Origin of the sequence: Variovorax paradoxus (assembly GCA_016806145.1) — a bacterium.
GTDB lineage: Bacteria > Pseudomonadota > Gammaproteobacteria > Burkholderiales > Burkholderiaceae_C > Variovorax.
This window is the reverse complement of record CP063166.1, coordinates 1,714,865-1,727,265: the sequence shown is the minus strand read 5'-3', so window position 1 is coordinate 1,727,265 and position 12,401 is coordinate 1,714,865. Positions and strand designations below refer to the sequence as shown.

General features: G+C 68.6%; 11 protein-coding genes and 1 tRNA gene. 2 read left to right on the top strand and 10 right to left on the bottom strand.

The window, feature by feature from the left end; genetic code table 11:
* Positions 1 to 96 precede the first annotated feature (96 nt).
* The 9 genes from INQ48_07890 to yaaA form a co-directional block, all read right to left on the bottom strand.
* Positions 97 to 804, bottom strand: coding sequence for an arylmalonate decarboxylase (locus INQ48_07890; GenBank protein QRF59140.1), 708 nt, complete (start codon positions 802 to 804; stop codon positions 97 to 99).
* Positions 805 to 1,089: 285 nt separating this feature from the next.
* A complete protein-coding gene (locus tag INQ48_07885; protein QRF59139.1) occupies positions 1,090 to 2,097 on the bottom strand; it encodes a tripartite tricarboxylate transporter substrate binding protein in 1,008 nt (335 codons plus the stop codon).
* Positions 2,098 to 2,100: 3 nt separating this feature from the next.
* On the bottom strand, positions 2,101 to 3,255 hold the full coding sequence (locus tag INQ48_07880; protein ID QRF59138.1) for a mandelate racemase/muconate lactonizing enzyme family protein: 1,155 nt from the start codon (positions 3,253 to 3,255) through the stop codon (positions 2,101 to 2,103).
* A 101-nt stretch (positions 3,256 to 3,356) separates the two neighbouring features.
* Positions 3,357 to 4,244, bottom strand: coding sequence for a LysR family transcriptional regulator (locus tag INQ48_07875; protein ID QRF59137.1), 888 nt, complete (start codon positions 4,242 to 4,244; stop codon positions 3,357 to 3,359).
* 144 nt (positions 4,245 to 4,388) lie between these two features.
* Positions 4,389 to 4,464 (bottom strand) — tRNA-Gly (locus INQ48_07870).
* Between the two features lie 85 nt (positions 4,465 to 4,549).
* Positions 4,550 to 5,428, bottom strand: a complete 879-nt coding sequence (gene queF, locus INQ48_07865; GenBank protein QRF59136.1) for an NADPH-dependent 7-cyano-7-deazaguanine reductase QueF — start codon at positions 5,426 to 5,428, stop codon at positions 4,550 to 4,552.
* Positions 5,425 to 6,321, bottom strand: coding sequence for an alpha/beta hydrolase (locus INQ48_07860; protein QRF59135.1), 897 nt, complete (start codon positions 6,319 to 6,321; stop codon positions 5,425 to 5,427). Before INQ48_07860 ends, queF begins: the two co-directional genes overlap by 4 nt.
* Before the next feature lie 22 nt (positions 6,322 to 6,343).
* Entirely contained in the window at positions 6,344 to 7,189 is an 846-nt protein-coding gene (locus INQ48_07855) for a 2OG-Fe(II) oxygenase (GenBank protein QRF59134.1), read from the bottom strand.
* Between the two features lie 40 nt (positions 7,190 to 7,229).
* Positions 7,230 to 8,015, bottom strand: coding sequence for a peroxide stress protein YaaA (gene yaaA / locus INQ48_07850; GenBank protein QRF59133.1), 786 nt, complete (start codon positions 8,013 to 8,015; stop codon positions 7,230 to 7,232).
* Positions 8,016 to 8,146: 131 nt separating this feature from the next.
* Between yaaA and INQ48_07845 the strand changes: the two genes are divergently transcribed.
* Positions 8,147 to 11,056 (top strand): valine--tRNA ligase, encoded by a 2,910-nt coding sequence (locus INQ48_07845; protein QRF59132.1) that lies wholly within the window; start codon positions 8,147 to 8,149, stop codon positions 11,054 to 11,056.
* 146 nt (positions 11,057 to 11,202) lie between these two features.
* Positions 11,203 to 12,093: a UTP--glucose-1-phosphate uridylyltransferase GalU gene (gene galU / locus INQ48_07840; protein QRF59131.1), complete on the top strand. Its 891-nt coding sequence runs from the start codon at positions 11,203 to 11,205 to the stop codon at positions 12,091 to 12,093.
* A 79-nt stretch (positions 12,094 to 12,172) separates the two neighbouring features.
* Here the strand turns inward: galU and INQ48_07835 are convergent, their stop codons facing one another.
* Positions 12,173 to 12,400 (bottom strand): sulfurtransferase TusA family protein, encoded by a 228-nt coding sequence (locus tag INQ48_07835; protein QRF59130.1) that lies wholly within the window; start codon positions 12,398 to 12,400, stop codon positions 12,173 to 12,175.
* Position 12,401 lies beyond the last annotated feature (1 nt).

Below are 12,401 nucleotides of genomic sequence, written 5' to 3'. Positions count from 1 at the left end.
TCCCTTCGATGACCGCGACGGAAAGACCGCAGCGCGTCCCTGTGCAGGACATGTCCGAAGCGAGGCGAGACGATGCGAGATGCGCGCGTTCGCCGTTCAATCGAACAGGCGGCCGTTGCCCGGCGAGCGCGCATCGAGCCCGGCCTTTCGCACCAAGTCGCGAAAGCCCGCGGGAGAACTCGAGACCACGGGCACCTTCAGCATCGACTCGAGTTCGCGCACGGCATCGAGCGTGACGAGTCCGCCGCAGGAGATGAGGATGCCATCGGCGCCGGGCCGTGCTTCGAACACGCGGCGACCCAGGTCCACGAGCACCTGCGTGCCGACCTGGCCGACCGCCTGCACATCGAAGATCGACAGGCCTTCGACGGCCAGCGGTTCGAAGTCGCACTGTTCGAGGTAGCGCCGCAGCTGCAAGTTGACCTCGTCGATGTAGGCGGTGGCCACGGCGACGCGCTTCACGCCGAGGCTGCGCAGTCCTTCGACGATGGCGTTGCTCATGGTGGTGCACGGCAGGCCGGTGGCACGCGACATCTCGACTTCGAGTTGCCGGTTGAAGGCGGCGCCACGGAAGAAACTCAGCGAGGTGCCCATGAGCGAGATGGCGCCGACGCCCTCCTCCTTGAGTTCCAGTGCCTTGTCGATCACCGAGTCGATGACTTCGGTGTAGCCGCGGGTGGAGATTTCTCCGAGGCCCAGGCCGCGTGCGCTGAAGCGGATGCGGTCGCCGTAGAGAAGCGGGCCGTCGATGGGGACTTGGCCGGCTTTGGGGGGGACTATGAGGCCCAGGTGTTGTTGGTTCATTTCTTCGGTTTCATACGGTTTTGGGCCGGGGGCGCGTGCACAGGACAGCGGGTACTTCCCTCCGCGAATGTCCCCCGGCCTGCGGCCTCCTCCTTTATTTCGCTGCGGGAAGCACCCACTGCCCTGTGCACGTGGGCGCAGCGGTGGTGCCAGCGGCTAACGACCGCCGCGTCCAGGCTCACGCCGATGGGGTACTCCCCGCAGCGAAATAAAGGAGGAGCCGAAGGCGGGGGACATTCGCGGAGGGGAGTACCCCGTCGGCGGGAGCCCGCCCCGGACAAAAAATCACCCCCCATCAGCCACGATCCGCTGCTCGGTGATGATGCGTTTCCACCGCACCGTCTCCTCGGCCATGTCCTTGCCAAGCTGCGCCGACGTTGCATAGGCCCGCAAGGTCCCCTGCGCCGCCGCGGCAGTTCCAGCATCAGGCGCGTCGAGCACCGTCTTCACGGCGGCGGAGAACCGCTCGACGATCTCGTTGGGCGTTCCAGCAGGTGCAAGCACGAAGATGCGCGGCGCCACATCGAACCCCGGCAGCGCATCGGCCAGTGGGGCAATGCTCTCGGCCCCTTCGAGCTTCGCGCTGTTCATCAACGCCACCGCGCGCAACTTGCCGGCCTTGGACTGCGCCATCGCCGCCGTGGCGCTGACCACGCCGATCGGCACCTGGCCGCCGATCACGTCGGGCACGATCTGCGCGGCGCCGCGGTACGGCACATGCACCACGAAACTGCCGGTGGACTGCTTGAGCATCTCGAAGCCCAGGTGCTGCACCGTGCCCACGCCCGAGGTCGCGAAGGAGAAGCGGCCCGGGTTCGCCTTGAGCTGGGCGACGAATTCCGCTGGCGTCTTCGCGGGGAAGTCGTTGCCCGTGACGATCATCAGCGGCGAGACGAAGGCACCGGCCACCGGTTTGAAGCTGGTGAGCGGGTCGATCGCGATCTTCGGCTGCAGCAGCTTGGCGATCAGCAGGGCGCTGTCGCCCATCATCAGCGTGTAGCCATCGGCCGGCGCCTTGGCGACGAAGTCGGCCGCGATGAGGCCGGTGGCACCGGTGCGGTTCTCCACCAGCACCTGCTGGCCCAGCACCGCGGGCAGGCGCGCGCTCAACAGGCGCGCCACGGCATCGACACCGCCGCCGGCCGAATAGCCGACGATGAGGCGGATCGGCTTGTCGGGGTACTTCTGGGCCCAGGCCATGGGCGCCGCGAGCAGGCCCGCGAGGCCGAGGATGGTTGCGGCGCGCAATGCCAGACGACGCGGGTGAGGGATCGTGGGTCTTGTCGTCTTCATCGTTCAGGCCTTGCCCTTGCCGCGCGAGGTCGGCAGCTTCGCGAGTTCGCGCACGCGCTCGGCATTGGGCGCGAAACCCAGGCCCGGTGTCTCGGGCAGCGTGAGCCAGCCCTGATCGGGCACCGGCAGGCCGTCGAAGATCTGTTCCAGCATCTTCACCGCCACGTAGTGGTACTCGACCAGCCCGCCGTTCGACACCCCCGCATGCAGGTGCATGTTGTGGAAGGGCCAGGCGCCGCCGTTGTCGATCGGCACGTTGAAGGCCTGCGCCATGCCCGCGATCTTCAGGCACTGCGAATAGCCGCCCGAGATCGTCACGTTGGGCTGCAGCACATCGGCCGCCTGGTTCACCAGCAGGTCGCGGAAGCGGAAGGCCAGGCCCTCGTTCTGCCCGCAGGCCAGCGGGATGCTCGTGCGCGCGCGCAACTGGGCCATCTGGCGCACGTCGTTCTGCGTCAGCGGCTCCTCGAAGAAGCTGATGCCGTAGGGCTCGATGCGGCGCGCGAGCTCGCTCGCATGGAACAGGTCGAGGCCGCAGTTGGCGTCGACATAGAGCTTCACCTCGGGACCGACCGCCTCGCGCACCGCGGCGACGCGGCGCACGTCCTCGGCGATCACCTCGTCGATCGGCCGCGGCTCGTCGCGGCGCGCGAGCGCATGGCCGCCGACGGTCATCTTCAGGCGGCGAAAGCCCTGCTCTACCCACAGCTTGGCGGCGGCCGCGAGCTGGTCGCGCTCGAAGAAGCCGAAGCCGAAGGTCGCATACACCGGCACCCTGGCGCGCGCGCCGCCGAGCAGGCGCCACAGCGGCTGGCCCAGCGCCCTCGCCTTCAGGTCCCACAGCGCGATGTCGAGCGCGGCGATGGCATGGCTCGCGTAGCCGGTCTGGCCGCGCGGCGAGAGCAGCCAGTAGAGCTTGTCCCACAGGCGCTCGGTGGCCATCGGGTCCTCGCCGATCAGCGCCGGGCCCGCCACCTCGCGCACCGCGGCGGCGATGATCTCCTCCTCGGTGATGGCGGTCATGCCGTGTCCGACGAGACCGGTGTCGGTCTCGATCTCGGTCAGGCACAGCGAGAGCGAGGTCTTCTTGTCGAGCCCCAGCACGTCGATGGCGACGGGAATGTTCAGCGGCGTGGCGCTGACGCGAACGATCTTCAAAATTGTCTCCTTCGTTGTGCGCGCATCTTTGCGCGCGCCCCGGTGGAGAACAATTCGTTTTTGGCGGGAGCGAGGCTTCGCGCGGCGCGAAGCCTCGTGCTTCAGTCGGGCCGGCTCAGATGTTCCAGCACCGAGCGCGCGGCCGCGGTCAGGTCCTGCTGCCGGCGCACGCACAGCAGGTGGCGCCGCATGGCCCAGGGCGCGTCGAGCTTGAGGCAGCGCAGCTTGAGGATCTGCAGCTGCGGCAGGATCGCCGCATAGGGCAGCACGCCGATGCCCACGCCCTGCTCCACCATGCGGCACACCATGTCGAAGCTGCCGACCTGCATGCGCACCTTGAGCGGCAGCTGCGCCTCGAGCGCGGCGCTCAGCAACACGCGGTGCAGCGCCGTGCCTTCGCGCACCACGATGTGCTCGTGGCGCAGCACCTCGTCCGCGCCGATGCGCTTGCGCCGGCCCAGCGGATGGTCGCGCGCCACCACCACGGCGAGTTCGTCGCTGCGGTAGGGCAGGCATTCGAGCGGATCGGCCGGCGTGTTGCCCTCGATCACGCCGATGTCGGCCAGGCCGGCCTGCACCGCCTTCACCACTTCCGTGCTCGCGCGCTCCTGCAGGTCGATCTTGAGCACCGGATGCAGACGCAGGAAGGAGCCGATCTGCGCCGGCAGGAACTGCGCGATGGTCGAGGCATTGGCCGTGATGCTCACCACGCCCGCCACGCCGTTCTGGAAGTCGTCGAGCTCGGCACCGAGCCGGTCCATGGCCGAGAGCACTGCGCGCGCATGCAGCAACAGGCCATGGCCCGCCGACGTGAGCGTGACGCCGCGCGCATGGCGCACCAGCAGCGGCAGCCGCGCGCGCGCCTCGAGGTCCGAGATGCGCTTGCTCGCGGCCGCGAGCGCGAGGTGGCAGCGCTTGGCGCCCTCGCTGATGCTGCCGTGGTCGGCCACGGCCACGAACAGGCGCAGCGAGCGGGTGTCGGGGGTCATGCGGGCAGGATGCCACACGGGCCGGGGCGCCCCTCGCGAGCGGCCGCGGAAAAAGAAAAAGGCCGCTGGGGACAGCGGCCTTTTCTTTCGTCTTCGCTTGCGTTCTGCGGCGGGTCTTGCGGACCCATCGAAGAAGCAAAAATTTGGAGCGGGAAAAGAGTCTCGAACTCTCGACCTCAACCTTGGCAAGGTTGCGCTCTACCAACTGAGCTATTCCCGCGAAGCCTCAGATTATATGCCCCAAAAACGCAGTTCTCGAATCCGGGCCAAAAAATCTTCAAAAAACTTCGGCGACACCGGTCCGACTACTGGCGCGCCGTGCGCACGTTGGCCGGCAGCGCCTGCGGCCAGCTGGTGCGAAACGGGTTGATGTCGAGCCCGCCGCGCCGCGTGTAGCGCGCGTACACCGTGAGCTTGGTCGGGTGGCAGTGCTTCCAGATGTCGGTGAACATGCGCTCGGCACAGGGCTCGTGGAATTCGTTGTGGTTGCGAAAGCTCACGATGTAGGCGAGCAGCCCGGCCTGGTCGATGGGCGGGCCGCTGTAGCGGATCTGCACGCTGCCCCAGTCGGGCTGGCCCGTGACCAGGCAGTTGCTCTTGAGCAGCCGGCTGGTCAGCGTCTCGGTCACCGGCAGCTGCGTGGCATCGCTCGAGAGCAGCTCGGGCGCGGGCTGGTAGTGGGTGCACTCGATGTCGAGCCGATCGAGGTCCAGGCCGTCGAGCTCGTGCACCGGCTCGCGGTCGAACAGCTCGGGCGCGACCAGCTTCACGCCGATGCCCGCCGCGCGGTCGCTGCCGCGCCACAGCGCCTCGGCCAGGTCGGTGCGCAGGCGTTCGCGCACGGCCTCGGCGTCGACGAAGGCGGTGTTGTTGAAGCTGTTGAGGTAGAGCTTGAAGGACTTGCTCTCGATGATGTTGGGCGTTTCGCAGGGCACGGTGAAGTGCGCGATCGCGAGCTGCGGCTTGCCGCGCGGGTTGAGCCAGCTCAGCTCGAAGGCGGTCCAGAGGTCGGCGCCGAAGAAGGGCAAGGCGCCGGCCGCGATGCCCATGGCCTCGCGCTGGGTGGCGCGCGCGATCGGGAACAGCAGCGTGGGGTCGTAGCGGTCGGCGTAGGCCGAGGCGCGGCCGAGCTGGGACTGCTCGGGCGTGTTGGGGTTGGGGGTGTTGTTGGCGTCGTGGCTCATGGATGGCGGGATGGCGTCGCGTTCAGGAACGGGACGATGTGTCTTGCGAGGATGGCGCAGACCTCGGGCGGGAGGTCGTGGCCCATGCCGGGGATGGGCACGAACTGCGCGCCGGGAATGCGGCGTGCCGTGTCCTGGCCGCAGGCGATGGGCACCAGCGCGTCGGGCTCGCCGTGCAGCACCAGGGTCGGGCACTGGATGCGGGCCAGCAGCGCGGGGCGCTCGGTGTCGGCGCCGATGGCGAGCATCTGGCGGAACATGCCGGCCGGATGGTAGGCGCGGCGCATGGAAAAGCGCAGGCGCTCGGCCAGCGCCTCGTCGGTCTGCGGATAGGCCGGGCTCTGGATCAGGCGCAGCAGGCGGATGCTGTGCGCGATCAGCTGGTCCTCGCCGCGGCCCAGCGGGCGGCGCAGCAGCATCGCGGCCACCTCGCGGCGCGGACCCGGCAGGCCGCGCGCGCCGCTCGAGCTCATGATGCTCACGAGGCTTTGCACGCGATCGGGCGCGGTCGCCGCCATGCGCTGCGCGATCATGCCGCCCATCGAGGCGCCGACCACGTGCGCCTGCGCGATGCCCAGCGCGTCGAGCACGCCGAGCGAATCGGCCGCCATGTCCTGCAGCGTGTAGGCCGAGCGCACCGGCAGGCCCAGGCGCAGCCGGATGCTCTCCCAGACGATGTTGCCCACGCCCTTGTGGTCGAAGCCTTCGCTCAGGCCGATGTCGCGGTTGTCGTGGCGCACCACGCGAAAGCCGGCGTCGACCAGCGGCTGCACGAAATCGCGCGGCCAGGCCACGAGCTGCATGCCCAGGCCCATCACCAGCAGGATCACCGGCCGGCCCTCGCCGCCGGTGTCGTCGACTTCGATCTGCAATCCGTTGGCCTGGACCTTCATCGTGGCTTTCTTGCGTTGCGGGCTAGCGGAACTCGCGTTCGCGCAGCCACTTGGTGGCGACCCACTTCTCGCCCGCGACCACGGGCGCGCCGCCGTGCAGCGTGCGGGTGGCGGGATCGGGATGGTCGTAGCTGAAGAACACGCCGGTGCCGCGCACCGGCGCGACCTCGAGGCCGACGTCGGGGAAGGTGGTGGCGCCGCCCTTCTCGGGCTCCTGCAGGTACATCACCAGCGTGGCGACGCGCTGGCCGCCGCGCTTGAGGATGGTGGGCGTGCCGGGCTCGCCGGGATCGAAGTAGTCGTAGTGCGGCCGGTACTGCGCGCCGGGCGCGTAGCGCAGGATCTGCAGGCCCTCGCCGAACTCGAGCGGCCAGCGCAGCAGCAGCGCCAGGCGCTGCTCGAGTTGCCGCACGGTCTCGTTCTCGCCGCGCTCGAAGAACATGCCTTCGCTGGTGCGGTCCACGTTGAGCACCTCGCCGCCGGTCTTGGTCTCGACCGTGAGCGAGCGCGCGAGCCGCACGCGCGCGGCCGCGATCAGCGCCTCGCACTCCTCGGCCGACAGCAGGTTGCCGAACACGATCACGCGCGGATGCTTCATGGTCTGCAGCACCTGCACGCGGCGGTCGCCCACGTCGATGTACAGCGGCGAACCCTCGAGGTCGGGGCCCGGCATCGAGGTGCGCGGCGGCAGTGCCGACGCGGCCCTGGACTCGGGAAAGCCGGCCTCGAGCTGGGCCAGCGCGATGTCGGTGGCGGCATCGTGCCAGCCGGCCGCGCGCATCGAGGCGCGCAGCGCGGGCACCGAATGGCCGGCCGCGAGCTGGCTCACCAGCCAGTCGCGCAGTTCGGGACTCACCGCCTGCGTCATGCGCGCGCTCCGGTTGCCTCGCCTGCTTCCCTCACATCATTCATACGAGTTTTCTCCTGAAGACCAGCCGTTCGGCCGTGGACACCTGGGCGTCGAAACCATAACCCTCGAGATCGAATTTTTCCAGCGCCTTGGGCGTGGCCACGCGATGCAGCACGGCCCAGCGCGCCAGCAGGCCGCGCGCGCGCTTGGCGAAGAAGCTGATGACCTTGTAGCGGTCGCCCTTCCACTCCTCGAACACGCATTCGACCACACGCGCCTTCAGTGCCTTGGTGTCGACCGCGCGGAAGTACTCCTGCGAGGCGGCGTTGATCACCACCGGCGTGCGGTCGGCCGCCAGCCGCTCGTTGAGGTGTTCGGCGATGCGCGTGCCCCAGAAGGCATAGAGGTCCTTGCCGTGCCGGTTGGCCAGCGCGGTGCCCATCTCGAGCCGGTAGGGCTGCAGCCGGTCGAGCGGGCGCAGCACGCCGTACAGGCCGCTGAGGATGCAGACGTGGTCCTGCGCCCAGTCCAGTTGCGCGGGCGTGAGCGAGCGCGCGTCGAGGCCGCCGTAGACGTCGCCATCGAAGGCGAAGGCGGCCTGGCGGGCGTTCTGCTCGGTGCTCTTGGGACGCCAGGCGGCATAGCGCGCCACGTTGAGCGCGGAGAGCTTGTCCGACAGGCGCATCAGCTCGGAGATCTGCTGCGGCGACTTCTCGCGCAGCAGCTTGATCAGTTCGACCGAGGGGCCCTTCGGGCTCTCGAAATGGGGTTGGGTGGCGGGGACTTCGGCGGGGACCGGGGTGTCGTAGTCGAGCGACTTGGCGGGAGAGAGCAGAAACAGCATCGCGGAATTATCTGTTGGCCCGCCCGCCCCTTGCGGCGCCGGTAAAATCGCCGACCTTCCCTGCCCCCGCGCGGCCCGCGGCCCGTACGACCTGCGTACCGGCGCCATGGCCGCATTGCCCCCAAGCCCCCATGAGCGAACCCACCACACCCACCGCCCAACCCGGCCTCGAGAGCCTTTCCAAATCGTTCGAACCCGCGGCCCTCGAGGCGCATTGGGGTCCCGAATGGGAAAAGCGCGGCTACGCGCACGCGGGCTGGCGCGGCACCGGGAAGCCCAAGGCCGACGCCGGCGCGTTCTCGATCCAGCTGCCGCCGCCCAACGTCACGGGCACGCTGCACATGGGCCATGCGTTCAACCAGACGATCATGGACAGCCTCACGCGCTACCACCGCATGAAGGGCGACAACACGCTGTGGCTGCCGGGCACCGACCACGCGGGCATCGCGACCCAGATCGTGGTCGAGCGCCAGCTGCAGGCGCAGAACATCAGCCGCCACGAGATGGGCCCGACGCCGCAGGAAGCGCGCAAGAACTTCATCGCCAAGGTCTGGGAGTGGAAGGAACGCAGCGGCAACACCATCACCCAGCAGATGCGCCGCATGGGCGACACCGTCGACTGGAGCCGCGAATACTTCACCATGGACGAGAAGCTCTCGCCCGTGGTGATGGACACCTTCGTCAAGCTCTACGAAGAAGGCCTGATCTACCGCGGCAAGCGCCTGGTGAACTGGGACCCGACGCTCAAGACCGCCGTGAGCGACCTCGAGGTCGAGAGCGAGGAAGAGGACGGCTGGCTCTGGCACATCGCCTACCCGCTGGCGGACGGCTCGGGCACGCTCACGGTGGCCACGACCCGGCCCGAGACCATGCTCGGCGACACGGCCGTGATGGTCCACCCGGAAGACGAACGCTACAAGGCGCTGATCGGCAAGCAGGTGCGCCTGCCGCTGGTCGACCGGCTGATCCCGGTGATCGCCGACGACTACGTCGACAAGGCCTTCGGCACCGGCGTGGTGAAGGTCACGCCCGCGCACGACTACAACGACTATGCGGTCGGCCAGCGCCACCAGCTCGAGACCATCGGCATCCTCACGCTCGACGCGACCGTCAACGACAACGCGCCCGAGAAGTACCGCGGCCTCGACCGCTTCGTGGCGCGCAAGGCCGTGGTGGCCGACCTCGACGCGCTGGGCCTGCTGGTCGAGACCAAGAAGCACAAGCTGATGGTGCCGCGCTGCGCGCGCACCGGCGCCATCGTCGAGCCGATGCTGACCGACCAGTGGTACGTGGCCATGACCAAGCCCGGCGCCGACGGCCAGTCGATCGCGCAGAAGGCGATCGACGTGGTGCGCTCGGGCGAGGTGCGCTTCGTGCCCGAGAACTGGATCAACACCTACAACCACTGGATGGAGAACATCCAGGACTGGACCATCTCGCGCCAGCTCTGGTGGGGCCACCAGATCCCGGCCTGGTACGACGACGAGGGCAAGGTCTACGTCGCGCGCAGCGAGGAGGAAGCCCAGGCGCAAGCGCCCGGCAAGACGCTGCGCCGCGAGGAGGACGTGCTCGACACCTGGTTCTCCGCGGCCCTGTTCCCGTTCTCGACGCTGGGCTGGCCCAACCAGGGCACCGAGCCCACGAGCGACTACAACCTCTACCTGCCCTCGAGCGTGCTGGTCACCGGCTACGACATCATCTTCTTCTGGGTCGCCCGGATGATCATGATGACCAAGCACTTCACCGGCCGCGTGCCGTTCAAGGACGTCTACATCCACGGCCTGGTGCGCGACGCGCAGGGCAAGAAGATGAGCAAGTCCGAGGGCAACGTGCTCGACCCGGTCGACCTGATCGACGGCATCGAGCTGCCCGAGCTGCTCGACAAGCGCACCCAGGGCCTGCGCAAGCCCGAGACCGCGCCCACGGTGCGCAAGAACACGCAGAAGGAATTCCCCGAGGGCATCCCGGCATTCGGCGCCGACGCGCTGCGCTTCACCTTCGCCTCGCTGGCCTCGCTGGGCCGCAGCATCAACTTCGACAGCAAGCGCTGCGAGGGCTACCGCAACTTCTGCAACAAGCTCTGGAACGCCACCCGCTTCGTGCTGATGAACTGCGAGGGCCAGGACTGCGGCCTCAAGGAGCACACGAAGGAGGAGTGCAAGGTCGGCGGTCCCGCGCACGGCTACCTGAAGTTCAGCCGCGCCGACTACTGGATCGTCTCGCAGCTGCAGCGCGTCGAGGCCGAGGTCGCCAAGGGCTTCGAGGAGTACCGGCTCGACAACGTCGCCAACGCGATCTACCAGTTCGCCTGGGACGAGTTCTGCGACTGGTACCTCGAGATCGCCAAGGTGCAGATCCAGACCGGCGACGACGCCCAGAAGCGCGCCACGCGCCGCACGCTGATCCGCACGCTCGAGACCCTGCTGCGCCTCGCGCATCCGGTGATCCCGTTCATCACGGAAGAGTTGTGGCAGAAGGTCGCGCCGGTGGCCGGCCGCACGGGCGAATCGGTGATGGTGGCGGCCTATCCGCTGAGCCAGCCCGAGCGCATCGACGAGGCCGCCGAGGCCTACGTGGCGCGACTCAAGGCGCTGGTGGACGGCTGCCGCACCCTGCGCGGCGAGATGAACGTCTCGCCCGCGATGCGGCTGCCGCTCTATGCGGTGGCCGACGACGCCGAGGGCGCCGCCTTCCTGCGCGAGGCCGCGCCGGTGCTGCAGGCGCTGGCCAAGCTCAAGGAGGTGCGCGTGTTCGACGACGAGGCGGCCTGGGCGGCGGCCGCCGAGGCCGCGCCGGTGGCCGTGGTCGGCAATGCCCGCCTGTGCCTGCACATGGAGATCGACAAGGCGGCCGAGCGCGTGCGCATCGGCAAGGAAATTGCTCGCATCGAGGGCGAGATCGCCAAGGTCAACGGGAAGCTCGGCAACGAGTCCTTCGTCGCCAAGGCGCCACCGGCCGTGATCGAGCAGGAGCGCAAGCGCCTGGCCGACTTCACGGCCACGCTGGAACGCCTGCGCGACCAGCTTGTGCGCCTCGGCTGACATACGGGCTTCTCCGCAGCCCGGTAGGATGGCTGGCCGGTGCAGAATCGGCCAGGCGGCGGACCGGTTCCGCCGCCGCAGTTCCGGACGGCCCTGGCGGCCCTCACTCCTTCCTTCTTCCTGAACGAACCGACACCGAATTGCCCATGTCCACCTCCCCGACGCGCATCCGCAAGGCCGTATTCCCCGTTGCAGGCTTCGGCACCCGCTTCCTGCCGGCCACCAAGGCCCAGCCCAAGGAAATGCTGCCGGTGGTCGACAAGCCCCTGATCCAGTACGCGGTCGAGGAAGCCTATGCCGCGGGCATCCGCGACATGATCTTCGTGACCGGCCGCAACAAGCGCGCGATCGAGGACCACTACGACACCGCCTACGAGCTCGAAAGCCAGCTCGAGGCCAGCGGCAAGGACGCGCTGCTGAACATCGCGCGCTCGGTGATGCCCGACGACATGACCTGTTCCTACGTGCGCCAGCCGCGCATGCTGGGCCTGGGCCATGCGGTGCTGTGCGCCGAGCACCTGGTGGGCAACGAGCCCTTCGCCGTGCTGCTGGCCGACGACCTGATGGTCGGCCCCACGGGCGGCGAACCGGTGCTGGCCCAGATGACCGCCGCCTTCGCGCGCCTTGGCGGCTCGCTGCTGGCGGTGCAGGAAGTGCCGCTCGAGCATGTGAAGCGCTACGGCATCGTGGCCGGCGACGCCGTCGAGGACGGCCTGGTCAAGGTCAACCGCATGGTCGAGAAGCCGAAGCCCGAGGATGCCCCCTCGCGCCTGGGCGTGGCCGGCCGATACATCCTCACGCCCGGCGTGTTCGCCGAGATCCGCCAGCAGCCCAAGGGCGCGGGCGGCGAGATCCAGCTCACCGACGGCATCGCCGCGCTGATGAAGAAGGAATCGGTCTACGCCTATTCCTACAAGGGCGTGCGCTACGACTGCGGCAGCAAGGAAGGCTTCCTGCAGGCCAGCGTCGAGCTCGCGCTCGCGCATCCCGAGGTCGGCGGCCAGTTCCGCGAGTACCTCAAGAGCTTGAAGCTCTGAGCCGGGTCACTCCAAATCAAAAGGCCGGGGAGCGATTCCCGGCCTTTTTTGCTTTTTCGATGCCGTGTCGCGCGCGGCCTCAGCGCCGCTTCAGCACATGGATGAAGTCGGTGCCGACCGTCTGCTGCTCCATCAGCGCATTGCCGGTCTGCCGCGCGAAGGCCTGGAAGTCGCGCACCGAGCCGGGGTCGGTCGAGACCACGCGCAGCAGCTGGCCGCTGGCCATGTCGTTGAGCGACTTCTTGGCCTTGAGGATGGGCAGCGGGCAGTTGAGCCCGCGGGTGTCGATTTCGCGGTCGACGTCCATG